The organism is Stutzerimonas degradans (assembly GCF_024448505.1).
GTDB lineage: Bacteria > Pseudomonadota > Gammaproteobacteria > Pseudomonadales > Pseudomonadaceae > Stutzerimonas > Stutzerimonas degradans.
This window is the reverse complement of the sequence record NZ_JAMOHV010000005.1, coordinates 60,966-83,630: the sequence shown is the minus strand read 5'-3', so window position 1 is coordinate 83,630 and position 22,665 is coordinate 60,966. Positions and strand designations below refer to the sequence as shown.

General features: G+C 67.5%; 20 protein-coding genes. 7 read left to right on the top strand and 13 right to left on the bottom strand.

Translation table 11 applies throughout. The features are described from left to right. Nucleotides 1–57: 57 nt before the first annotated feature. From greB to NAV27_RS09055, 3 genes are all read left to right on the top strand, one after another. Complete coding sequence (gene greB, locus NAV27_RS09065; protein ID WP_008570218.1) at nucleotides 58–555, top strand: transcription elongation factor GreB; 498 nt, start codon at nucleotides 58–60, stop codon at nucleotides 553–555. Between the two features lie 298 nt (nucleotides 556–853). Continuing rightward, nucleotides 854–1,780: a triacylglycerol lipase gene (locus tag NAV27_RS09060; RefSeq protein WP_102829287.1), complete on the top strand. Its 927-nt coding sequence runs from the start codon at nucleotides 854–856 to the stop codon at nucleotides 1,778–1,780. 48 nt (nucleotides 1,781–1,828) lie between these two features. Next, nucleotides 1,829–2,830: a lipase secretion chaperone gene (locus NAV27_RS09055; protein ID WP_102829288.1), complete on the top strand. Its 1,002-nt coding sequence runs from the start codon at nucleotides 1,829–1,831 to the stop codon at nucleotides 2,828–2,830. 140 nt (nucleotides 2,831–2,970) lie between these two features. On the opposite strand, the gene NAV27_RS09050 is transcribed toward NAV27_RS09055, so the two are convergent. Further along, nucleotides 2,971–4,380 (bottom strand): MltF family protein, encoded by a 1,410-nt coding sequence (locus tag NAV27_RS09050; RefSeq protein ID WP_102829289.1) that lies wholly within the window; start codon nucleotides 4,378–4,380, stop codon nucleotides 2,971–2,973. A gap of 158 nt (nucleotides 4,381–4,538) precedes the next feature. On the opposite strand from NAV27_RS09050, the gene NAV27_RS09045 reads away from it, so the two are divergent. Then, entirely contained in the window at nucleotides 4,539–5,354 is an 816-nt protein-coding gene (locus NAV27_RS09045; RefSeq protein ID WP_102829290.1) for a TatD family hydrolase, read from the top strand. Nucleotides 5,355–5,417: 63 nt separating this feature from the next. Continuing rightward, nucleotides 5,418–6,890, top strand: a complete 1,473-nt coding sequence (locus tag NAV27_RS09040; protein ID WP_102829291.1) for a methyl-accepting chemotaxis protein — start codon at nucleotides 5,418–5,420, stop codon at nucleotides 6,888–6,890. A gap of 39 nt (nucleotides 6,891–6,929) precedes the next feature. Here NAV27_RS09040 and NAV27_RS09035 read toward each other — a convergent pair whose 3' ends face one another. The 4 genes from NAV27_RS09035 to NAV27_RS09020 all read right to left on the bottom strand — a co-directional run bounded on the left by NAV27_RS09035 (nucleotide 6,930) and on the right by NAV27_RS09020 (nucleotide 11,763). Then, nucleotides 6,930–7,727, bottom strand: coding sequence for an acyl-CoA thioesterase (locus NAV27_RS09035; protein ID WP_102829292.1), 798 nt, complete (start codon nucleotides 7,725–7,727; stop codon nucleotides 6,930–6,932). A gap of 130 nt (nucleotides 7,728–7,857) precedes the next feature. Then, complete coding sequence (locus NAV27_RS09030; protein ID WP_102829293.1) at nucleotides 7,858–9,846, bottom strand: transglutaminase TgpA family protein; 1,989 nt, start codon at nucleotides 9,844–9,846, stop codon at nucleotides 7,858–7,860. Beyond that, nucleotides 9,843–10,805: a DUF58 domain-containing protein gene (locus NAV27_RS09025; protein ID WP_180981451.1), complete on the bottom strand. Its 963-nt coding sequence runs from the start codon at nucleotides 10,803–10,805 to the stop codon at nucleotides 9,843–9,845. The genes NAV27_RS09030 and NAV27_RS09025 overlap by 4 nt, the downstream gene beginning before the upstream one ends. A gap of 40 nt (nucleotides 10,806–10,845) precedes the next feature. Then, nucleotides 10,846–11,763, bottom strand: coding sequence for an AAA family ATPase (locus NAV27_RS09020; RefSeq protein ID WP_003289818.1), 918 nt, complete (start codon nucleotides 11,761–11,763; stop codon nucleotides 10,846–10,848). Between the two features lie 166 nt (nucleotides 11,764–11,929). Between NAV27_RS09020 and NAV27_RS09015 the strand changes: the two genes are divergently transcribed. After that, nucleotides 11,930–14,614: an HAD-IC family P-type ATPase gene (locus tag NAV27_RS09015; RefSeq protein WP_102829294.1), complete on the top strand. Its 2,685-nt coding sequence runs from the start codon at nucleotides 11,930–11,932 to the stop codon at nucleotides 14,612–14,614. Nucleotides 14,615–14,698: 84 nt separating this feature from the next. Here the strand turns inward: NAV27_RS09015 and NAV27_RS09010 are convergent, their stop codons facing one another. From NAV27_RS09010 to selD, 3 genes are read right to left on the bottom strand one after another with little or no spacing between them, the layout of a single operon-like run. Continuing rightward, entirely contained in the window at nucleotides 14,699–14,977 is a 279-nt protein-coding gene (locus tag NAV27_RS09010; RefSeq protein ID WP_102829295.1) for a hypothetical protein, read from the bottom strand. A gap of 25 nt (nucleotides 14,978–15,002) precedes the next feature. Then, complete coding sequence (gene mnmH / locus NAV27_RS09005) at nucleotides 15,003–16,112, bottom strand: tRNA 2-selenouridine(34) synthase MnmH (RefSeq protein ID WP_102829296.1); 1,110 nt, start codon at nucleotides 16,110–16,112, stop codon at nucleotides 15,003–15,005. Further along, a complete protein-coding gene (selD, locus tag NAV27_RS09000) occupies nucleotides 16,112–17,146 on the bottom strand; it encodes a selenide, water dikinase SelD (protein ID WP_102829297.1) in 1,035 nt (344 codons plus the stop codon). The genes mnmH and selD overlap by 1 nt, the downstream gene beginning before the upstream one ends. Nucleotides 17,147–17,307: 161 nt before the next feature. On the opposite strand from selD, the gene NAV27_RS08995 reads away from it, so the two are divergent. Beyond that, nucleotides 17,308–18,300: a patatin-like phospholipase family protein gene (locus NAV27_RS08995; RefSeq protein ID WP_102829298.1), complete on the top strand. Its 993-nt coding sequence runs from the start codon at nucleotides 17,308–17,310 to the stop codon at nucleotides 18,298–18,300. Between the two features lie 16 nt (nucleotides 18,301–18,316). Here NAV27_RS08995 and NAV27_RS08990 read toward each other — a convergent pair whose 3' ends face one another. From NAV27_RS08990 to NAV27_RS08970, 5 genes are all read right to left on the bottom strand, one after another. Further along, a complete protein-coding gene (locus NAV27_RS08990; RefSeq protein ID WP_102829299.1) occupies nucleotides 18,317–19,405 on the bottom strand; it encodes an AI-2E family transporter in 1,089 nt (362 codons plus the stop codon). 49 nt (nucleotides 19,406–19,454) lie between these two features. Further along, entirely contained in the window at nucleotides 19,455–20,258 is an 804-nt protein-coding gene (locus NAV27_RS08985) for a DUF4892 domain-containing protein (RefSeq protein WP_102829300.1), read from the bottom strand. 156 nt (nucleotides 20,259–20,414) lie between these two features. Beyond that, nucleotides 20,415–21,269, bottom strand: coding sequence for an alpha/beta hydrolase (locus NAV27_RS08980; protein ID WP_102829301.1), 855 nt, complete (start codon nucleotides 21,267–21,269; stop codon nucleotides 20,415–20,417). Continuing rightward, complete coding sequence (locus NAV27_RS08975; protein ID WP_102829302.1) at nucleotides 21,266–22,075, bottom strand: alpha/beta fold hydrolase; 810 nt, start codon at nucleotides 22,073–22,075, stop codon at nucleotides 21,266–21,268. Before NAV27_RS08975 ends, NAV27_RS08980 begins: the two co-directional genes overlap by 4 nt. A gap of 121 nt (nucleotides 22,076–22,196) precedes the next feature. Beyond that, nucleotides 22,197–22,625, bottom strand: coding sequence for a hotdog fold thioesterase (locus tag NAV27_RS08970; protein WP_008570237.1), 429 nt, complete (start codon nucleotides 22,623–22,625; stop codon nucleotides 22,197–22,199). Nucleotides 22,626–22,665 lie beyond the last annotated feature (40 nt).

Below are 22,665 nucleotides of genomic sequence, written 5' to 3'. Positions count from 1 at the left end.
GCCCTCGGCGCCCGGTTCGTCCTACACTTTGCGGCCCTTTCGCCACACGGATCGACCATGAGCCGCTATCGTCCGCCACGTCCCGCCGGAACCCCGCTGATCACCCCGGAAGGCGAAGCGCGCCTGCGCGCCGAGCTGCACGAACTGTGGCATGTCAAACGCCCACAGGTGACGCAATCGGTGAGCGAAGCGGCTGCCCAGGGCGATCGCTCCGAGAATGCCGAGTACACCTACGGCAAGAAGATGCTGCGCGAGATCGACAGTCGGGTGCGCTTTCTCACCAAGCGCCTGGAAAAACTCAAGGTGGTCAGCGAGCGGCCGAGCGATCCGGACAAGGTGTATTTCGGCGCCTGGGTGACACTGGAGGACGAAGACGGCAACGAAGCCCGCTACCGTATCGTTGGCCCCGACGAACTGGACCTCAAGCAGGGCCTGATCAGCATCGACTCGCCGCTGGCCCGCGCCCTGGTCGGCAAGGCGCTGGATGCCGAAGTGCAGGTGCAGACGCCGACCGGCCCCAAGTTGTGGTACGTGGTGGCAATCGAGTATCCGTGACCAAACGGTTTCGGATCGACCAAACAGTCGCAAATTGCCGCGATCACGCGATTAAGTTCCCCCATCTTGCCGAGTAACAACCCACAGCGGAAACCGTTCCCCCCGGTAACAGCGCACATATCTCGATTGCAGCGGCCTTTGGCCAGCACCGCAGGGTAGCAGCCGCTCTAGGCTGTACTTTCGTGACAATTAACTGGCGTCTGGCACGATTGCTGCCATCGAAACGGCGCAGTACGCGCCCGGCGCGGTGAACGGCAATGGAATGCCCGCTTGCCCACCCCTTTTTCGAGAGTGCGTCATGAATAACAACAAGACACTGCTTGCCCTCTGTATCAGCGCACTGGCCCTGGCCGGCCAGGCCCATGCCTCCACCGGCTATACCCAGACCCGCTACCCCATCGTGCTCGGTCACGGCATGCTCGGTTTCGACAGCCTGCTGGGCGTCGATTACTGGTACGGCATTCCCGCAGCACTGCGCCGCGACGGCGCGCAGGTGTACGTCACCGAAGTGAGCCAGCTCAACACCTCCGAGCTGCGCGGCGAGGAGCTGCTGGCGCAGGTCGAGGAAATCGTCGCGCTCAGCGGCAAGCCCAAGGTCAATCTGATCGGCCATAGCCACGGCGGGCCGACCGTGCGCTATGTGGCCGCCGTGCGACCGGACCTGGTGGCCTCGGTCACCAGCGTCGGCGCACCGCACAAGGGCTCGGACGTGGCCGATTTGATTCGCAACATTCCCGAAGGCTCCGCCGGCGAGGCGATCGTCGCCGGGCTGGTGAACGCGACGGGCGCGCTGATCAACTTTCTCTCCGGCAGCAGCAGCTCCGCGCCGCAGAACTCGCTCGGCTCGCTCGAATCGCTCAACAGCGAGGGCGCGGCACGCTTCAATGCGAAGTTTCCGCAGGGCATCCCGACGACCGCCTGCGGCGAAGGCCCCTACGTGGTCAACGGCGTGCGCTACTACTCGTGGAGCGGCACCAGCCCGCTGACCAATCCGCTGGATATCAGCGACGCGATGATGGGTGCCGGCGCCCTCGCCTTCGATGAGCCGAACGACGGACTGGTGGGGCGCTGCAGCTCGCATCTGGGCATGGTCATCCGCGACGACTACCGGATGAACCATCTCGACGAGGTGAACCAGGTGCTCGGCCTCACCAGCCTGTTCGAGACCGATCCGGTCACCTTGTATCGCCAGCACGCCAACCGGCTGAAGAACGCCGGCCTCTGAGCCAGCGGCGGGACGGCCGCGTCCCGCCTCCTCCTGCAAGGCAGAACCATGAAGACACTTCTCGGCCTATTCCTCGCTTCGCTGGCATTCAGCCTGGTCGTGCTGCTGGCGCCGCCCGCGCATGAACCGCCGCCCGCCTCCAGCGCGGTAACGGCACCGGCGCATGCAGCCCAGCCACCGGCGCCCGCGCCGATCACCGCCGTCAGCGACGCGACCGCGCAACAGCCGGCGCGGCTCGGCGAGCTACCGCGCTCGTTCAACGGCACGCGGATTGACGGGCGTCTGCAACAGGACGCTGCGGGCAACCTGATCATTGATGGCGACGTCCGCCGGCTGTTCGACTACTTCCTCAGCGCCATCGGCGCCGAGCCGCTAACCCACAGCGTGCAGCGCCTGCGCCAGTACATCGACGCGCAGTTGCCGGAGCCGGCGCAGACTCAGGCGCAGAACCTGCTGGATCAGTACCTGGACTACAAGCGCGAGCTGCTGGCGCTGGACTCGGCGGCCCGCCCCCACAACCTGCCAGCACTGCGCGAGCGTCTTGCCGCGGTACAGGCATTGCGTGCGCGAATCTTCAGCCAGACCGCGCACCAGGCGTTCTTCGCCAACGAAGAGGCCTACGACCGTTTCACCCTCGAACGCCTGGCCATCCAGCTGGAGCCGGGGTTCGATGCGAATGCCAAGGGTGCTGCGCTCGACCGCTTGCACGCGGCGCTGCCAGCCGAACTGCAGGACGCCCTGGTGCCGCAATTGCAGACCCAGCTGCGCCAGCAGACAGCCGCGCTGCAAGCGCGTGGCGGCGACGCCGCGCAGCTGCGTCAGTTGCGCCAGCAGCTGGTCGGCAATGCGGCGACCAAGCGCCTGGAGGCGCTGGACCGCCAGCGGCAGGCCTGGCAGCAACGGCTCGCCGAATTCGAACAGGAGAAGAGTCGCATCGAGCGGAGCCAGGGCCTCGGCGAGGCCGACAAGCAGGCCGCCATCGAACGGCTCGCCGAGCAGCGCTTCGACAGCAGCGAACGCCTGCGCCTGCAGGCCCGTCGGGAAAGCTAGCAGGCCGTTGAAAACGTAGGCGAGGCAGCCAGGGCAAGGCGAGAACAGGCGAAAAAAGCGCAGTTTACCCGCTGTAAATGAGCATTTTGGCGCCTGTTCTTAACGCCGCCCTGGCTACGCAGGTAGTTTTCAACGGCCTGCTAGCGCGAGGCGCTACGACGTGCGGATTCGGCTTCCAGCAGATAACGCTCGCGATGGAAAGCGAGATAGTACTTGTTGACGCTATTGACGTAGCCCACCACGCCCATGCCCACGGTTTCCAGGGCGATACGCTCGACCTGGAAGAACCACTGGTCCGGATTCAGCCCGCGTCGCCGCGCTTCGGCGCGCATGCTTTGTACCCGCTGCGGTCCCAGGTTGTAGGCCGCCAGCACGAAGGCCATGCGCTCGCGCTCGTTGAGCCGCGGGCTGGCGAAGAACTTGCGGCGAATACTGGCCAGATACTTGGCGCTGGCCTGCACGTTGTTGTCCAGTTGCTGGATATTGCCCACGCCCACGCTGCGCGCGGTCGCCGGCGTCACCTGCATCAGCCCGGTGGCGCCGCCGGCACCGCGCGCCGCCGGGTTGAGGGTGGATTCCTTGAAAGCCAGCGCGGCGAGGTTGAGCCAATCCAGATCGATCTGCTCGGCGTAGCGCTGCAGCACAGGACGCACCTTCTCCAGACGCTGCCGGCCGGTACGGTCGAGTGGGTAATGCACCTTGTACAGGCGCCGGTAGACACGCTCGAAGGCCGCATCCTGATTTTGCGGTGCGCGGTAGTCCTTGAGAAAACCGTCGGCACTGGCGCGCAGCATGCTGGCCTCCTTGCGTACGAACCAGTGCATGTCAGCCTCGTCGGCCAGCGCCACCTGGCGCTCGATGCGCAACTTGGGCATCACCCGCGCCCAGCGTTCGGCGATGGTCTGCTCGACCGCCGTGACCGGATAGATGCCGGCCTGCACCATTTCCAGCACGTCCTCGACCGCCAGCGTCGGATCGACCCACTCGACCACTACCGGCGCACGGTTACGCTTCATCAGCTGTTCGTTGAGTCGGGCGACTGCGGCACCGGCGGCGCTACCCGCCGGCAGCGCCAGGCTGCGCCCGGACAGGCGCTCCAGGCTGGCGTAGCGTGGCCCACCCTGGCGGCCAACCAGTACCAGCGCAACATCGCTGACCACCGAGCGGGTGCGGCTCACGCCGCGCATGCCCTTGAGATCGAGCAGCTCGCCGGGCGCCACCAGATCGCCCTCGCCGCGCTGCAGCGCAGCCAGCAGCTGATCCTTGGCCTTGGGGATGATCTTCAGGCGGATGTCGCGCTCGGACTTTCGGTTCAGGTAACGCTCGAAGGCGCGCAGCCGTGCATACTCCACGCCGATGGCTTCGCCCTTGACCTCGCCGGAGCTGTTGCGGCTCTGGTTGACCAGCACCCGCAGCACACCGCTGCGGCGTATCTCGGCCAGATCGCGCACCGTGGCCGGCGCCTTCCACGCCTCCGGCCCCATCACCCGCGCAGCCGCCGGCCAGGGCGCGAGCGCCAGCAGACAGAGGATCAGCAGCAGGCGAAACATGACTCGTACATACCAGGCTCGAACCGGGCAACGGCGGCGAAAAAAGTAGCGAAGCCTCTCACAGCCGGGTCCGATCTGCCAATTCAGGCATGATCAACGGTTTGCTGGCCATGCGTATCGCGTTGATTTTCAAGTGAATAACCTTAGTAGGAGTCTCGATGGAGCTTGTCGATATCGGCGTCAATCTGACCCATCCCAGTCTGGCCAGGCAGGCCAGCGAAGTGCTCGAACGCACCCGCGCGGCAGGCGTCGCGCAATGCGTGCTGACTGGCACCAGCCTCGCCGAAAGCGAAGCCGCGCTGGGACTGTGTCGCGCGCTGGACGACAGTCACCAGCGGCTGTTCTGCACCGCCGGCGTCCACCCGCACGACGCAAGCCAGTGGAACGCGGACAGCGCGGCGCAGCTGCGCGATCTGCTGCGCGAACCGCCGGTGCGCGCCGTGGGCGAATGCGGGCTGGACTTCAACCGCGATTTCTCACCACGGCCACAGCAGGAACGTGTGCTGGAAGAACAGCTGGAGCTGGCGGTGGCGCTGCAACTGCCGGTGTTCCTCCACGAACGCGAGGCCGACCAGCGTCTGGTGGAGATCCTGCGACCGTTGCGCGACCGCCTCGGCGCCGCGGTGGTGCATTGCTTCACCGGCGAGAAACGCGCGCTGTACGCCTATCTCGACCTCGACCTGCACATCGGCATCACCGGCTGGATCTGCGACGAGCGTCGCGGCACCCACCTGCATCCGCTGGTGCGCGAGATACCGCGCGGCCGGCTGATGCTGGAAAGCGACGCGCCCTACCTGCTACCGCGCACGCTGCGACCCAAGCCGAAATCCGGTCACAACGAACCGGCCTACCTGCCCGAGGTGCTGCGCGAGGTGGCGCGCCATCGCGGTGAAAGCGAAGCCGAGCTGGCTGCCCACACCACGCTCTGCGCCCGACGTTTCTTCGACCTGCCGGTGCCGGACGCAACGCCGTGAAAATGTGCTCAAGCTCACGCCGTAACGGCCGTTAAGCCGACAACAAAACGCAAGAGAGCCGTCATGTTCGTCTGGGTCCGCGATCTGTCACTGAAATACAAATTCTGGGCGCTCAACATGGTCGCCTTCGTCATCAGCCTGTTGCTGGTGCTCTACGCCGTGCATGTGGAACAGCAGTCGCGCAGCGCCGATGCCCAACGCAGCGCGCAGAGCACCGCCGAACTGCTGGCGGCCTGGCCTGCCACCGCCGAGCTGCCCGCCAGGCCGGAGGCGGTCCGCTTCGCCGCTGGCGAGCGGATGCAGGTCCAGGGCCAGACGCTGGCGCAGAGCGCTGGCTGGACGGCGCTGGCGCATGATCGCCTGTTCGCCCGCGACCCGCTGATCGGCGCGCAGAGCGTCACCCGCGCCGACGGCCAGACGCTCGCCGTGCTGGCGCGAACCCCCAGCGTGTTTCAGGTCCTGGGCGAACACTTCTTCAGCTACGCCGGCGCCGTGGCGGTGCTCATGCTCGGTCTGCTCGGCGCCTCGCAGCTGCTGATCAGCTTTCTGCTCAGCCACCTCAACACGCTCAAGGACGTCATGCTGCACGTCGAGCGCTCCGGCGATCTCAGCGCGCGTGTGCCACTCGAAAGCGGTGACGAGGTCGGCCAGATGGCCAGCGCCTTCAATGCGATGCAGGGCGGCTACCAGCGCATCGTCGGCACCGTGGCGCAGGCGGCCGCGCGCCTGGATGACGGTGCCGGGCGCCTCGCCGCCAGCATGAGCGACGTGCGTCAGGGCATGCTCGGTCAGCAGAGCGAGACCGACCAGGCCGCCACCGCGATCAACGAAATGAGTGCCACGGTGTTCCACATAGCCGAGCACGCCAGCGACACCCGCGACCGCTCGCAGCACGCCGACCAGCTGGCCAGCGACGGCCAGCGCGTGGTCGCACGGGTGGAACAGTCGATCGCCAACCTGTCGGTCGGCGTGCAGCAGACGGCCGAAACCATCGGGCAGCTGGCCGCCGACAGCCAGAAGATCAACGGCGTGGTCAGCGTCATCCACAGCATCGCCGAGCAGACCAACCTGCTCGCGCTCAACGCCGCCATCGAAGCCGCGCGCGCCGGCGAGGCCGGCCGTGGCTTCGCGGTAGTCGCCGATGAGGTACGCAACCTCGCCAGACGCGTGCAGGACTCCACCGACGAGATCACCGGCATGATCGGCAATCTGCAGGCGATGACGCGCGATGCCGTCGAGTTCATGCAGGAAAGCTCGTTCAAGGCCGACGATTGCGTGCGCGAGGCGCGCGAGGCGGCGCAGGCACTGGAGTCGATCACCACTGCAGTGGCGCAGATGCGCGAGAGCAACACGCAGATCGCCGTCGCCGCCGCGCAGCAGAGCGAGGTGGCCGAGGAACTCAACCGTTCGGTGACCGGCATCCGCGACGTCACCGAGCAGACCGTGCAGCAGACGGTCGACTCCGCCAGCACCAGCTCGCAGCTGGCCGCACTGTCGGGCGAGCTGAGCCGGGCCATCGGCCAGCTCAAGCTCTAACCACCTGCCAGGAAAATGCGGGGCGGCGCCCCGCCCCGGCTAGCCGAACACCGTAACCGTCTGCCGGCTCAACGCCACCAGCTCGCCGGTCGGCGTCCACAGCGCCGCCGCGCAATGCCCGTAGCCGTCGCGTGCGTGCTCGATCACCGCGCGGTACTGGCACCAGTCATGCGTATCCAGCGCGGGCAACGGCTGCACGAACTCGACGGTCCAGGTCAGCGAACTGCCCGGCGCGAAGCCCTTGAGGTGCGACAGCACCGCTGGCGGCCAGGCGTCGATCAGCGCCAGCAGGTGCGCCTCGCTCATCGGTTCGCGCTCGACCTCGCCGCGCTGGCGCACCCAGCCACCCATCTCGCGGGAGGTGTTGCCGGAGAACGGCAGGCCACCGACGCCCCAACGCATCTCCAGATAGCGGGTGAATTCCGGCGTGGCACCCGGCACGAAGGGCAGCGTCTGGCAGGCTTCGACCGGCGGCATGGCCGGCGCTGCCTCGGCAGCGACGGCCACCGCGGACTCGCGCGCGGCGCCGAAGCTGCCCTGGACGATGGTCACCACTTGGCCATCCTGTACCGCCCGGCCCAGCATCTGGCTCACCGCCTTGCCCTCGCGCAGCACCTCGGCCTCGAAGCTGGCCGGCTTGTCCAGCGTCAGCGGCGCGACGAAGGTGATCGCCAGTGAACGCAGCGCGCGCTCCGGCGGCACCTTGGCGCGCATCGCCTCGTACACCAGCGCCGCCACCAGTCCGCCGAAACCGGCCCGGCCCTGCCCCCAAGTGGCGGGAATGGTCAGCTGCTGTGGATGCTCGCGTACGCCGCGCAGCAGTTCGGAAAGGGTCATGAGCACCTCTTTTCATTGTTTTGTGGGGGCCGATGGTAAGGCCGGCGCTTGCCGGCACGCGAGGACGCAAGCGCCGTAGACGCCCCTGGAAATGCCACGCCATTGCGGGCGGCAATCATGAACGGTCGGCTCAGCGCCGGGCACGCCGCCAGGGCAACTGGCGGCGCAGCGCGCGCAGCGCCTGGCGCAACTCGGTGGGCGCGGCATCCGCGGCGGCGTAGCGCTGCTGCTCGTAGGAGCGCAGGAAGGCATGAATCGCCTCGGCCTGGGCCGGTAACCGGCACGCCGCGCGCACGGCGAAGGTCCGCGCACCCTCGCCCGGCTCGCGTCGCAGGCCGTGGCGCGCCAGCGTCCGCTCGAAGGCGAGGAACAACCGCTGCTGCACGTCGCGCTCGCGCCGCCAGGGCTTGAGCAGCCACAGCGCGAGCAGGCCGAGCACCGCGGCGAGCGCGCTCACCAGGCCGATGCCGAGCGCGGTGGCGTCGACCTTGCCGAACCAGCGCTGCAACAGCTGTAGCTGGAGCTCGCTCTGGTAATCGAGCACCCAGCGCTGCCAGCCGTAGTTGAGTTCGTCCCAGCGCAGGCGCAGCTGGTTCAGCCAGCCGATATCGCGGTACCGCAGCAGCGACATCGGCGAATCCTCGAGAAAGCCTTCCTGACCGGCCAGCGCCTGTTCCAGCCCCTGCTCGACCCGTTCCGGCGCCACCTGGAAGGTCGGATCGACGCTGACCCAGCCGCGCTCGGCAGTCCAGTATTCCACCCAGGCGTGCGCATCCAGCTGGCGTACCGAGAGATAGTTGCCGGCCGGATTGACCTCACCGCCCTGGTAACCGGCCACCACCCGCGCGGGGATGCCGGCGGCGCGCAGCACGAAGGTCATCGCCCCGGCGTAGTGCGCGCAGAAGCCGCTGCGGGTGCTGAAAAGGAAATCGTCGACGATGTCCGCGCCGACTGCCGGCGGCTTCAGCGTGTAGTGGTACGGCTCGCGTTTGAAGTGGCGCAGCAATGCCTGCACCACCGCCTCGGGCTCCTGCAGCGTGCGGCGCAGCTCGCCGGCCCAGGCATGGCTGCGCGGATTGCCCTGCGCCGGCAGCTGCAGCGCGCGGCCGAGGCTCGACGGCGCGCGCTCGGCCTCGCGCCGTGCTTCGGGCCAGGAGGTCACGCGATAGAGCAGCGGCTGGTTCACCGGCTGGCGGCGCTGCAGGTGGAAGTCGGCCATCAGCTGAGCATCGTCGGCCGCCATGCGCGGCACGTCGAGGGCGAACAGCCAGGGCTGGCCGCTGGGCTGCATGACGATGCTGTAGCGCAGCGGCTGGCCGGTCGCCTGCCAGTGCGGCTCCTGCGGCACCTGCGCGGCGAAGGACTGCGACCAGCGCCGGCCATCGAACTGCTCGAAGGTCACGGCGCGCCAGTACAACTGGTCGCGCGGCGGTATCTCGCCCTCGAAGCTGACGCGAAACGCCAGCTCGGCGGACTGGCCGAGCCGCGCAATGTCGCCCGGCGCCATGTGGTCGGCCAACCCGGTGAGGCCACGCGGCCCCGGCTGTGGCAGCGTCCACAGCGGCGCCAGCCGCGGGAAGAACAGGAACAGCAGGATCATCAGCGGTACCGCCTGCAGCAACAGGCTGCCGGCCAGTCGCAGCGTCGGCCACGGCTGCGTCATCCGCGCGCCCTGCTGCAGGCCGATCAGCGCCGCCAGCAGCGCCGTCACCGGCAACAGGCTGTACAGCCCGGCCAGCAGGCCGTCCTCGAACAGGTAGCTGGTCACCACCGCGAAGAAGCCGAGGAAGATCAGCACCAGCGCATCGCGTGCGGTGCGCATCTCCACCAGCTTGAGGATGAACGCCGCAATCAACAGCACCACGCCGGCCTCCAGCCCGACCAGACTGCCGCGCGAGAAGTACACGCCGAAGCCGGCGCCGATCATCAGCGCCGCCTTGGCCCAGCTGTTGGGATAACGCAGGCGCATGCGGAAGATCTGAATCCGCCAGGCGGCACAGCCCAGCCAGAGGCCGGTGATCCACAGCGGCAAATGCGTCAGATGCGGCAGGATCACCAGCACCTGAGCCACCAGCAGCCAGATCAGCGCATTGCGCGGGATACCGGGTTTCGCGCTCATGCACCCTGCTCCGTACCGATACCGTGCAGCGCCAGCGCACGCAGGCAGGCGTCACGGTGGGCCTGACCGCTATCCGGGCCGAGTGTCACGGCCGGCAGGCGCAAGGCGAACGGCTGGTGCGCGGCGCTGAGTTCCACGACCCAGTGACACAGCCGCGAGAGGCGCTCCTCGCTGTCGCCCGTCAGCGCATCGAAATCCAGCAGCGGTTCGTTGCCGAGCAGGCTGGCGAACTCCTTCACCAGCAGACCCTGGCCGCGCGAATAAGCCTTCCAGTGCAGGCGACGGCGCGAATCACCGGGTTGCCAGGCCTTCAGCCCCTGATAATCGTCGACGCCTGCGCCTTGCGCCCGCGCGCCGCCCTCCTCGTCCTGCGCCGCCTCGCCCTGCTGCGCCAGCTCACCCGCCAGCGGCTGCGGATAAATCAATGCCGCCAGCTCCAGGTCGATCCAGCTCCAGGCCACCAGCAATCCCAGCGGGAAGCGACTCTCCACCCGCACGCGGCCGGGACGCAGCCAGCCACGGCGCTGCGCCGGCAGGTTCAGCTCGACTTCCACCACGCCGCCGGCCGGTACATCCACCAAGTGCAGACCGCTGGCCGGCCAGCCGACGGCCACAGCCTGGTAGGCGCGCCCCTGGCTTTCCAGCCGCACACGCAACCGCGCCTGCTCGCCGACGAAAGCGGCACTGGCGCCGCCGCTGTGCAGCACCAGCCCAGCGAGATTGCGCCAGGTGTGCAGGATGGTGACCAGATACAGCGCGCCGAGCAGGAAGGTCAGGCCGTAGGCGAGGCTGTTCTGGTAGTTGATCGCCGTCAGCAGCATCAACCCCAGCGCCGCGAGGAAGGCCAGTCCGACGCGGGTAGGCATGATGAAGATGCGGCGCTGATCGAGCCGCATGCTCGGCGCTGGCGGAATCCGCCGCAGCAGCCAGCGCTCGCGCAGACGTGGCAGCAGCCTCACGCGCTGCGCCCGTCCAGCCGTGGCGTCATCGCCGGCGCCATCAGAGCGCCGGCACTTCGCGCAGCAGCCACTGCACCAGCGCGCCACCGCCGTGGCCGGACGCATCGGCGCGTTCGCGCAGGCGATGGCCGACCACCGTCGGCAGCACCGCCTGCACGTCCTCGGGAATCGCGTAATCGCGCCCGTCGAGAAACGCCCAGGCACGCGCCGCCGCCAGCAGCGCCAGGCTGCCGCGCGGCGACAGGCCCCAGGCGAACTGCGGCTGGGTACGGGTGGCTTCCACCAGACGCAGCACGTAGTCGACCAGCGCATCGCTGACCCGCACGCCGGCCACGGCATCCTGCAGCGCCAACAGCTCGGCGCGTTCGAGCAGCGGCGCGAGCCGCGCCAGCAGGTCGCGCCGCGATTCGCCGAGCAGCAGCGCCTTTTCCGCGGCGCGGGCCGGATATCCCAGCGAGACGCGCATGAGGAAACGATCGAGCTGGGATTCCGGCAGCGCGAAGGTGCCACCGGAACTCACCGGGTTCTGCGTGGCAATGACGAAGAACGGTTCCGGCAGCGCGCGGGTAGCCCCCTCGATGGTGACCTGGCCCTCCTCCATAGCTTCGAGCAGCGCGCTCTGGCTCTTGGGCGTGGCGCGGTTGATCTCGTCGGCGAGGATCAGCTCGGCGAAGATCGGCCCGGGGTGGAAGACGAACTGGCCGCTGTCCTTGTCGAACACCGACGTGCCGAGGATGTCGCCGGGCAGCAGATCGGAGGTGAACTGGATGCGCTGGAACTCCAGCCCGAGCACCTTGGCCAGCGCATGGCTGAGGGTGGTCTTGCCCATGCCGGGCATGTCCTCGACCAGCAGGTGACCCCGTGCCAGCAGGCAGGCCAGTGCCAATCGCACCTGTGCTTCCTTGCCGAGCAGTACTTCATTGACCGCGCGCAGACAGGCGTCCAATCGGGTGCGCATGCGACTCTCCTCTGTAGGTCCGGCCGATGCTACTGATCGACGACGGACAGGCAAAGCGTTGGACATGCCGGGTAACGAGTTTGTGACCCGACGCTTGATCCAGAACCATGCAGCGGTTCGCCGACCCGCCTAGGCTTGACGTCTCTCTAGTCGACCGGAGGCTTCGATGGCCGAACCAGACAGCTGGCATGCGCAACCCGCCGAGCAGATCCTGCAGCAACTGGACAGCACCCACAGCGGCCTGAGCGCCGAACAGGCGCAGCAGCGCCTGCAGCAGTTCGGCCCCAACCGCTTGCCGCAGCGCCAGGGCAACGGCGCGCTCAAGCGCCTGCTGCTGCAGTTCCACAACCTGCTGATCTACGTGCTACTGCTCTCGGCGCTGGTCACTCTGGCACTCGGCGAATGGCTCGACAGCACGGTGATCGTCGCCGTGGTGGTGATCAACGCGCTGGTCGGCTTCATTCAGGAAGGCAAGGCGGAACAGGCCATGCGCGCCATTCAGAAGCTGCTGACGCTCGACAGCCGCGTGCGCCGCGCCGGACACACGCTCAGCGTGCCGGCCGAGGAACTGGTACCGGGCGATCTGGTGCTGCTGGAACCCGGCGACCGGGTTCCGGCCGACCTGCGCCTGCTCGAATGCCGCGACCTGCGCATCGAAGAGGCCGCCCTGACCGGTGAATCGCTGCCCAGCAGCAAACAGGTCGAGCCGGTCAGTCATGACGCCAGCCTCGGCGATCGCAGCAGCATGGCCTACTCCGGCACGCTGGTCAGCGCCGGCAACGGCTACGGCGTGGTGGTGGCAACCGCCGGACAGACCGAGCTGGGCCGGATCAGCCACATGCTCGGCGAAGTGGTCAGCCTGCAGACGCCGCTGCTGGGCGACATCGCGCGCTTCGCCAAGGTCCTCACCGTAATCATCCTGGTGCTGGCGCTCGGCACCTATGTGTTCGGCGTCACGCTGCGCGATTACTCCTCCAGCGAGATGCTGCTGGCGGCCGTTGGCCTGGCGGTCGCGGCGATTCCCGAGGGCCTGCCCGCCGTGCTGACCATCGCCCTGGCGCTTGGCGTGCAGCGCATGGCACGGCGGCGGGCGATCATCCGCCGGCTGCCGGCGGTCGAGAGCCTCGGCGCGGTGACGGTGATCTGCTCGGACAAGACCGGCACGCTGACGCGCAATGAAATGACCGTGCAGCAGGTCTTCACCGCCGAGCATCGCTATCACATCCAGGGCGTCGGCTACGCGCCGACGGGCGCGGTCAGCAGCGGCGACGGCCAGCCCTGCGAGCCGGAACAGGCCAGCGACCTGCTGGAGCTGGCCCGCGCCGGGCTGCTGTGCAACAGCGCCAGCCTGCTGCGCGAAGGCGATGGCTGGTGCATCACCGGCGACCCGACCGAGGCGGCACTGCTCACCCTGGCCGGCAAGCTTGGTTTGCAGACCACTCACGAGCACACGCATATGCCGCGCGTCGACGGTATTCCGTTCAGCTCGGAGCGGCGCTGCATGGCCAGCCTGCATCACGACCACGCCGGCCACGGGCTGATCTATCTGGTCGGCGCGCCGGAGCGGCTGCTCGAAGTGTGCAACCGCCAGTTCGCCGCCGGCAGCACTGAGCCGCTGGACCCGGCCCACTGGCACGCCGTACTCGACGATGGCGCCCGCCAGGGTCTGCGCATGCTCGGCCTGGCGATGCGCGCACTGGGCACGCCGCAGCATGAGCTGGCCTACGAGGATCTCGAAGGCGACTTCGTGCTGCTCGGGCTGGTCGGCATGCTCGACCCGCCACGCGAGGAGGCCATCGCTGCCATCGCTGAATGCCAGCGCGCCGGCATCGCCGTGAAGATGATCACCGGCGACCATGCCGCGACCGCCGCCGCCATCGCCCAGCGCCTCGGGCTCGGCGAGCAACCGCCGCTCACCGGCGCGGAGCTGGATCGGCTCAGCGATGCGGAGCTGGACGCACGCCTGGCGCAGACCGCGGTGTTCGCCCGCACCAGCCCGGCGCACAAGCTGCGCCTGGTGCAGCGCCTGCAGGCCTGCGGCGCACGGGTGGCGATGACCGGCGATGGCGTCAACGACGCGCCAGCGCTCAAGCGCGCCGATATCGGTGTGGCGATGGGCATCAAGGGCACCGAGGCGGCCAAGGAGGCGGCACAGATGGTGCTGGCCGACGACAATTTCGCCACCATCGCCCATGCGGTGGAGGAAGGCCGCACGGTCTACGACAACCTGAAGAAATCCATCATATTCATCCTGCCTACCAACGTGGGCGAGGCGCTGGTGTTGCTGGTCGCCATCGCGCTGGGGCTGACGCTGCCGATCACGCCGCTGCAGATTCTCTGGCTCAACATGATCACCGCGGTGACGCTGGCGCTGGCGCTGGCGTTCGAACCCGGCGAGGCCGACCTGATGCGCCGCCCGCCCCGCGATCCGAGCGCGCCGCTGCTGGGGGCGCAGCTGCTCTGGCGCGTGATGCTGGTCTCGCTGCTGATGACGGCGGCCTGCATCGCGGTGTTCCTCTTTGCCCAGCGGCAGGGCTGGAGCCTGGAGGTCAGTCGCACGCTGGGGGTCAACACGCTGGTGTTCTGCGAGATCGCCTACCTGTTTGCCAGCCGCCAGATCAACGCACCGGCGCACTTCGGTTTGCGTGGCAATCCGATGGTCTGGAGCATGGTCGCGCTGCTGCTGGTGCTGCAGGTAGCGTTCACCCACTGGTCGCCGCTGCAGCGGTTGTTCCAGACCGCCGCGCTCAGCCCGCAGGCGTGGGCCATCTGCGTGCTGGCCGGGGGCACGTTGCTGGCGGTGGTGGAACTGGACAAGTGGTGGCGCCGACGCCGTGGCCGGCAGCTGTGAGCGGCCCCGGTGCCGGGACCGCAGTCTTCAGTGTGGTGCCGGCTTTGCCTGCGGCTGACCGGCCCCCGTCCTGCAGGCTGCCGTTCAGCGACCGGCGCGCGACTCTCTCAGGTAGAAGCGCGCCTTCTGCGCCTTTTCCACGCAGCCGTGAAATGCCTCGAACTGCTGCTGGGTCTTGGCGCCGGTAAGCAGGGCCATGGCCTTGGAATAGCTCACGGTGCCGGCGAATCCTTCGGCTTCAGCCAGGCTCTGCTCCTTCCACGCGGCGTCCAGCTCGGCGGCGCAGCTGTCACGGTAGGCGGTCTTGCCGGCGCAGCCGACCAGCAGCAGTGCCAACAGGGGTACGGATAGCCAGACGTTCATCGTTCATCCCTCCGTTGCTTTCGAATCAATGCGAGACAGCCGTGCGGGCGCGCTGCTGCAGGTATTCGACCACCGCCTGCTGCTCGCCGGCGAACTCGATACGCTCGGCCTTGCTCTCGCGCTGGTAGGCGTACATCGGATCGTAGTACTCGCCGAGCAATCCTTCGATCCAGCCACGGTGCAGATCCACCGCACCACTGCGCGCCTGCTCGGCCAGCGCCTGGTCCATCAGCAGCGCCAGACGCTGATAGCGTTCACCGCCCAGGCGCTTCTGGATATTGACCAGGCTTTGCTGCAAACGCTCGGCGAACGCAGCGAAACCGGCCTCGCCCTGCTCGCCGATGAACTCGGCGCAGAGGTCGATCACGTAGTCCTTGAGAATCCGTTCGATGCGGCCCTCGAGGCTGTCTTCCAGCCACACCAGCGGAAACTGCTGCATGCCTTGAAACAGCGGCAGCGGAATCGAGCAGCGCCCTACCAGCCGCGCCTCGTCTTCCAGCGCGAAGCGTTCGACACCGGCAGCGCGCAGTTTCAGCAGGCGGATCGCCAGCAGGTTTTCGAAATCGATCTGGCCGGGCTGCGGCGTAGCACGCTTGCCGAAGCTGGAGCCGCGATGATTGGCCAGCGCCTCCAGGTCCACGCTGTTGTTCAGCCGCGCCAGCACTTCGGTTTTGCCAGTGCCGGTCATGCCGCCGACCAGCACGAAGTCGCACTGCTGCACCGCCTGTTCGAGGGTTTCGAGCAGGAAATGGCGCAGCGCCTTGTAGCCGCCGACCACCCGCGGATAGTCGATGCCCGCCTCGTCGCGCAGCCACTGCTGGACAATCTGCGAGCGCAGTCCGCCGCGGAAGCAGTACAGGTAGCCATCGGGGTGCGCGCGGGCGAAATCGGCCCAGGCCTGCATCCGCTCGGCCTTGACCTTGCCCGAGACGAGCTGGTGGCCCAGATCGAGCGCGGCCTTCTGCCCATGCTGCTTGTAGCAGGTGCCGACCTTCTGCCGCTCGCTGTCGTTCATCAGCGGCAGATTGACCACGCCGGGAAACGCGCCCTTGGCAAACTCCACCGGCGCACGGGCATCCATCATCGGAATGTCGTTGAGGAACAGCGCCCGGTAATCAGCGGTATCGCCACGCATCAGCGCACCTCGACGGCATGGCCGCGCGCGTCGACCAACTGGCCAATCGGCTCCAGCGCCAGGCCCAGCTCCCCGGCAACGGCCAGGAACTCTGCCTCGCCTTCCGGCGCCACGGCCACCAGCAGCCCGCCGCTGGTCTGCGGATCACACAGCAGTTGCTTGTGCGCCTCGTCGAGCGCGGCGATACGCTCGCCGTAACTGTCGAAATTGCGCTGGGTACCGCCGGGCACGCAGCCCTGTTCGAGGTAGTACTCCACGCCTGGCAGACGCGGCACGCGCGCGTACTCGATCTCGGCCGTCACGCCGCTGCCGTCGGCCATTTCCACCAGGTGGCCGAGCAGGCCGAAGCCGGTGACATCGGTCATCGCACGCACCCCTTCGAGCTTGCCGAAGCGGCTGCCGGCGGTGTTGAGCGTGCACATCCAGTCGCGCGCCAGGCCCACGTCTTCGGCACGCAGCTTGGCCTTTTTCTCGGCAGTGGTGAGGATGCCGATGCCCAGCGGTTTGGTCAGGTAGAGCTTGCAACCGGCGGTGGCGGTGTCATTGCGCTTCATCTGGCGCTTGTTCACCAGGCCGGTGACGGCCAGACCGAAGATCGGCTCGGGCGCATCGATCGAATGTCCACCGGCCAGCGGAATGCCGGCGGCGTCGCACACCGCGCGACCACCGGCGATGACCTCGCGCGCCACTTCCGGCGGCAGTACGTTGACCGGCCAGCCGAGGATGGCGATGGCCATCAGCGGGTCGCCGCCCATTGCATAGATATCGCTGATCGCGTTGGTCGCGGCGATACGACCGAAATCGAAGGGATCGTCAACGATCGGCATGAAGAAGTCGGTGGTCGAGACGACGCCACGCTCTTCGTCGATACCGTAGACCGCCGCATCGTCGCGCGAAGCATTGCCGACCCACAGCCGCGGGTCGAGGTTCTGCGCGCCGCTGCCGGCAAGAATCACGTCCAGCACTCTGGGCGAGATCTTGCAGCCGCAACCGGCGCCATGGCTGTACTGGGTGAGGCGGATCGGTTCGCTCATCGGACTCTCTCGTGCTGCATGCAAAACGGGCCGCGATTGTAGCAAAGCCTTCAACGAGCGGCGGCAAACGGGGTGGTGGACGGCCTGCTTTGGTATAGCGCCCCTTGCGGCGTACCCGTGCGCGGCGAGAAGCTAACGACACAGAACGGGGGGAAAGCCGCATGAGCAAGAAAGTAGCGCTGGTATTGGGCTCGGGAGGCGCGCGTGGGTATGCGCACATCGGCGTCATCGATGAAATCCTGGCACGTGGCTACACCATCGACTGCATCGCCGGCTGCTCGATGGGCGCCGTGGTCGGCGGCATCTATGCGGCCGGCAAGCTCCGCGAGTACCGCGCCTGGATCGAGGGGCTGGATTATCTCGATCTACTGCGCCTGGTCGATCCGAGCTTCAGCCTCGGTGCGATTCGCGGCGAGAAGGTCTTCGGCCGGGTGCGCGAAATGCTCGGCGAGGTGAACATCGAGGATCTGCCGATCCCCTTCACGGCGGTGGCCACCGACCTCACCAACCAGCAGGAGATCTGGTTCCAGGAAGGCAGTCTGGAGCTGGCGATGCGTGCGTCTGCGGCGATTCCCAGCCTGTTCACGCCGGTGGTGCAGGACAACCGCGTGCTGGTCGACGGCGGCCTGCTCAACCCGCTGCCGATCGTGCCGGTGGTGTCGAGCCACTGCGATCTGATCATCGCGGTCAACCTCAACGCCAACAACCACAAGCAATATTCGCTGCCGGAAATCGAACGGCCGGGGCGCTTCGATTCGATGCTGACGTCGATCAGCTCGCACATCCCGTTCTGGCGCAAGGATGGTGGCGGTCTTTCGCCGCAACACATCGCCGACATCCGCGCCGGCGAGCTGCTGCGCGGGGACCAGCCGCCCGCGGCGCCGTCCAGCGAGACGGCACCGAAGTCGGCCGCCGGCTCGACCGTCGTGGATGTCGGCGGCCCCGCCTCGTTGCTGGAGCTGATCAACCAGAGCTTCGACGTCATGCAGTCGTCGCTGGCGCAATACAAGATCGCCGGCTATCCGCCGAACGTGCTGGTGAACATTCCCAAGCGCGCCTGTCGCTTCTACGAATTCGACAAGGCGCCGGAGCTGATCGAACTGGGACGCATCGTCGCCCACGACGCCCTGGCGCGCTACGAGCTGGAGCTGTAGCGCCGTCCGCTGGCCCTTAGCACTGCGGCTTGTCAATCGGCTCGCCGGTGCTGTCCTTCTCGGTGGTTTGCGGGACTTCCTTGATCAGCCAGTCGCCCAGCAGGCTGAAGGCTACCGCCAGCAGCGTCGGCCCGAGGAACAGCCCCATGAAGCCGAAGGCCAGTACCCCGCCGAACACGCCGAGCAGCACCACCACCAGCGGCAGGTTGCCGCCGCGGCTGATCAGGTAGGGTTTGAGGATGTTGTCCACCCCGCTGATGATGAACATGCCCCAGATACCGAGAAACACCGCCATGCCGTAGTCGCCCTGCCATACCAGCCAGGCGACCGCCGGCCCCCAGACCAGCGGCGGCACCATCAGGAAACTGAACGCGAAGGTGAGCAGGCCGAGCACCAGCGCCGCCGGCACCCCGGCGATGCTGAAGCCCACATAGGCCAGTACGGCCTGCGCCGCTGCGGTACCGATGACACCGTTGACCACGCGCTGCACCGTGCCGGCCACCAGCTCCAGGTAGTGATCGGCACGCTCGCGGCCGATCAGCCGGTCCAGCAGGCTATGGACGAACGCCGCCAGGCGCGGCCCGTCGCGATAGAAGAAGAACACCAGTACCAGGCTCAGTGCCAGCTCGAGCATGCCGCCACCGATGCGCGCGCTGCGCACCAGCAGCCAGTTGCCGACCTGGCCGATGTACGGGCGGGCGCTGGCCAGCAGCGCCGTGCCCTGCTCATGGACCGTGCTCCACAGCGTGACCAGGTTGTCGCCGATCAGTGGCAGTTCGCCGAGCCAGGTCGGCGGCGCTGGCAGGCCGTCGACCTGCAGGTTGTGCAGCAGCGCGTTGGCCTCGCGAATCTGATCGGCGATGTTGAAGCCAAGCCAGACCAGCGGCACGGCCACCAGCACCATCCAGCAAAAGGTCAGCAGCCCCGCCGCCAGGCTTGCGTTGCCGTTCAGCTGACGGGTCAGCAGGCGCATCAGCGGCCAGCTGGCAAACGCCAGCACTGCCGCCCAGAACAGCGCCGAAGCGAATGGCGCCAGTACCCAGAGGCAGGCACCGAGCAGGACCAGAAGCAGGATCTGCACCAGCAGGCGGTCGTTGTTGAGCATGCGCGGTTACTCTCTGGAAAGGACGGCTATTGCAGCCCGACGAAGCGTCTTAGCGCAATAGCCTGATGAGCAGCCCGGCCTCGGCCGAATCGTCTAGCTCGAGCCGCCGGGCGCCGATCCGCTCAGCGATCAGGGCTTCGCGCCAGGCGCCGCCGGCACGCCCGGCCAGGCTGACGCGAAGGGTGCTGTCCAGCCGCATGAGTTCGGCAAGCAGCGCGCTCCACTCGGCCGACGGTTCATCCGGCAGGCGTGGCAGGCGCAGCTCGCCACTGTCGCGCAACTGGCGCAGCAGGGTCGCCGCGTTCGGCAACAGTTCACCGAGCGGCGCGCTCGGCTCCAGCTGCTCGGCATGAAGATAGGAGCGGCCATTGCCGCGCGTGACGCCATAGAGCGCGAGCAGGCTGTCACCGGCCTGTGGCAGGCGCGCCAGCAAGTAGGCCTGCTGACCCTCCGGCCCGTAGAGCTTGGCCTTGCCAAACACCGCGTTGGCCCACAGGCTGCTGGAGCCGCACTCACGGCCTTCGCACCAGAACAACAGCTCTGCTCCATCATCGAGCACGGCGCGCCGGGACTGGGTGAAGGCTTCGATGCCACTGTGGGTGTCGGGAAGCTGATAGGTAACGACGGTCAACTGACCGGCTGCGCTGACCTGGCTGGCCATGCGCAACTTGCCGCTGATACGGCGGAGCGAGTCCTGCGGATAGATCCGCTCGCTCACCGACGCCTGCCGGTAATCGACGATCTCTGCCTGCGGGTAGCGCGCCAGAACCGCGAGATCGGCGCTACCGGCGACGTCCGCCGCCAGCAACGGCGTGCCCGTCAGCAACAATCCCAGCAGGCCTGTCCATCGCATCGCTCTTTTCAACGCATCACCCTTGCTTGCACGAGTTTCATCCGGCATCTGGCCGCCGCCGATGGAGGCGGCCAGATGCCGACTGGCGGTCAGCCTCGCCAGTTGCCAAAAGCAAGTCAAGCAGGCGATTGCCACAGCATCTTGCGTGACGGCGCGCTAACGAAAGAAGGGTTCGAAGCACGCGGCGACCGCAGCGGCGCCGGCATCGTCGTCCAGATGCAGATGATGCCCACCGGGCAGGTAGTGCTTGTCGAACGGCAGTTGCGCGGTCAGTTCACGCAGTTGCGGTTCGGTCATCAGCCCCTGCTCGGCCAGTACAAGGGTGGTTGGGCAGGTGACCTGCGCGACGAACGCCAGCGCGTGCGCGCGGGTCAGCCGCAGCGGCGACGGCAGCATGAGCCGCGCGTCGGTACGCCAGGTGTAGCCACCCGGCACCGGCATCAGGCCGCGTTCGGCCAGACGCTCGGCGGCCTCGCGGCTGACCGCACCGACACCTTTCATGCGCGCGGCGACGGCCCGCTCGAAGGTCGCATAGACCGGCTTGCGCTTGTCGTCGATCGCCAGCAGCGCATCGAGCGCGGCACCCAGCCGCTGCGGTGCCTCGTCCGCCTCACCGGTATAGGGAATCACCCCGTCGATCAGCGCCAGCCGCTCGACCCGCTGCGGCAGCGCGCCAGCCAGCAGCACCGCGACGATCGCGCCCATCGAGTGACCGAGCAGGGAAAAACGCTGCCAGCCGAACTGTTCGGCCACCTGCAACACATCGAGCACGTAGTCCCAGATGTTGTAGCCCGCGCCCAGCGGACGATGCGCCGAATGGCCGTGTCCCGGCAGATCCAGCGCGACGATACGCAGCCCCGGCAGGCGCGGCGCCAGCCGGCTGAAGCTCGCCGCGTTGTCCAGCCAGCCGTGCAGCGCGATCACCGGGCGGCCGTCCTGCGGTCCGTACAGGTGCGCAGCCACTTCGATATGCGGCAAGCTCAGCCGGACCTCCTCGAATGCCACACTCATGCGGCACCCCGGTTCGCGACAGCCGGGTTCCAGCGAGCCAGCAGACGACGCAGCAGATCGGCGGTTTCCGTCGGACGCTCCAGTGGGAACATATGTCCGCCGGGCAGGCGATGCGCCTCGCCGCGCGCCATTAGGCGCAGCAGATAGGCGTGATGCGGCAGCACCACGCGGCTGTCGCGGCCGCGCACCATCGCCAGCGGAAGCTTCAACGCCGGCGGCCAGCCGGGCGTGACATGCGGCACGCTGCGGTAGATGTCGATTTCGGTCTGCGGGTCGAAACGCAGGCGCATCCCCTGCCCGGCGGGTTCAAGGCCATGCTCGATATAGGCGGCCAGGCAGTCGGGGTCGAAGCTGCTAAACAACGTCTTGCCGGCGAAGTAGGCATGCGCTTCCTCAGCGCTGCCGAACTGCTCGCGACGGCCCAGCGTGCGCCCGGCCGGCGTCAGCTGATCGATGAAGCCAAGCCGCTTGGCGGCCCAGATCAGCGTCTGGTCGAACCAGGTCGGCAGCGGCGAATCGAGCATCACCACGCCGTGATACAGCTCCGGGCGCAGCAGCGCCGCACGGTAATGCAGCATGCCGCCGAAGGAATGACCAACGCCCCAGACCGGCTCGCCCAGCCGCTCCAGCTGCTCGAACAGTTCCTGCAGCAGGTTGTGCCAGTTGTCGTCCACTGGAAAGCGCGGATCGTGGCCGTGCCGGTCCATGTGCACCACACGGTATTCCGGCGCCAGCGCGGCGAACAACTTGCGGTAGGTGGCCGACGGGAAGCCGTTGGCATGGGCGAAGAAGATGCGTTGCGACATGGACACGGCCGACGATAAAGGTCAGGCCATTGTAGGCGGCCACCCCTGCCGGACAATCGCGCCGACGCGCCCGCGTGAGCGGCATTCATGCCAAACAACGGACCGGGGCGGGTCGCCTGCGTTATTCGGCGAGCGGCACTATCGCCACCGTCAGCCGCGAGATGCAACTGGGCTTGCCATCTTCGCCATGCAGACGAATGTCCCAGACATGCGTCGAGCGCCCCAGATGCACCGGGCGGCACACGCCGGTGACTCGCCCGCTGCGCAGCGCGCGCAGGTGGTTGGCGTTGACTTCGAGCCCGACGCAATAGAAGCGGCTGGTGTCGATGCAGTGATAGCTGGCCATCGACCCGAGGGTCTCGGCCAACACCACCGACGCCCCGCCGTGCAGCAGGCCGTACGGCTGATGGGTACGCGCATCGACCGGCATGCTCGCGGTGATGGACTGGTCGTCGAAGGACTCGAAGCGAATATCCAGCAGTTCGCTGATGGTGTTCTTGCGGTTGCTGTGCAGGCTGTCCAGATCGGGCTGACGCTTCCAGATACTCAAGGGCACGCACTCCATTTCCATGTTGTTGTTATCGAATGGC

Bases quoted from the DNA above. Each gene is read 5' to 3' on its own strand.
- NAV27_RS09015 (WP_102829294.1), top strand. From the start codon at position 11,930: ATGGCCGAACCAGACAGCTGGCATGCGCAACCCGCCGAGCAGATCCTG.
- NAV27_RS09055 (WP_102829288.1), top strand. From the start codon at position 1,829: ATGAAGACACTTCTCGGCCTATTCCTCGCTTCGCTGGCATTCAGCCTG.
- NAV27_RS08985 (WP_102829300.1), bottom strand. From the start codon at position 20,258: ATGCGATGGACAGGCCTGCTGGGATTGTTGCTGACGGGCACGCCGTTG.
- selD (WP_102829297.1), bottom strand. From the start codon at position 17,146: ATGAGCGAACCGATCCGCCTCACCCAGTACAGCCATGGCGCCGGTTGC.
- NAV27_RS08980 (WP_102829301.1), bottom strand. From the start codon at position 21,269: ATGAGTGTGGCATTCGAGGAGGTCCGGCTGAGCTTGCCGCATATCGAA.
- NAV27_RS09010 (WP_102829295.1), bottom strand. From the start codon at position 14,977: ATGAACGTCTGGCTATCCGTACCCCTGTTGGCACTGCTGCTGGTCGGC.
- NAV27_RS09020 (WP_003289818.1), bottom strand. From the start codon at position 11,763: ATGCGCACCCGATTGGACGCCTGTCTGCGCGCGGTCAATGAAGTACTG.
- NAV27_RS09030 (WP_102829293.1), bottom strand. From the start codon at position 9,846: ATGAGCGCGAAACCCGGTATCCCGCGCAATGCGCTGATCTGGCTGCTG.
- NAV27_RS09060 (WP_102829287.1), top strand. From the start codon at position 854: ATGAATAACAACAAGACACTGCTTGCCCTCTGTATCAGCGCACTGGCC.
- NAV27_RS09050 (WP_102829289.1), bottom strand. From the start codon at position 4,380: ATGTTTCGCCTGCTGCTGATCCTCTGTCTGCTGGCGCTCGCGCCCTGG.
- NAV27_RS09045 (WP_102829290.1), top strand. From the start codon at position 4,539: ATGGAGCTTGTCGATATCGGCGTCAATCTGACCCATCCCAGTCTGGCC.
- NAV27_RS08990 (WP_102829299.1), bottom strand. From the start codon at position 19,405: ATGCTCAACAACGACCGCCTGCTGGTGCAGATCCTGCTTCTGGTCCTG.
- mnmH (WP_102829296.1), bottom strand. From the start codon at position 16,112: ATGCGTGGCGATACCGCTGATTACCGGGCGCTGTTCCTCAACGACATT.
- greB (WP_008570218.1), top strand. From the start codon at position 58: ATGAGCCGCTATCGTCCGCCACGTCCCGCCGGAACCCCGCTGATCACC.
- NAV27_RS09040 (WP_102829291.1), top strand. From the start codon at position 5,418: ATGTTCGTCTGGGTCCGCGATCTGTCACTGAAATACAAATTCTGGGCG.
- NAV27_RS08995 (WP_102829298.1), top strand. From the start codon at position 17,308: ATGAGCAAGAAAGTAGCGCTGGTATTGGGCTCGGGAGGCGCGCGTGGG.
- NAV27_RS08975 (WP_102829302.1), bottom strand. From the start codon at position 22,075: ATGTCGCAACGCATCTTCTTCGCCCATGCCAACGGCTTCCCGTCGGCC.
- NAV27_RS09035 (WP_102829292.1), bottom strand. From the start codon at position 7,727: ATGACCCTTTCCGAACTGCTGCGCGGCGTACGCGAGCATCCACAGCAG.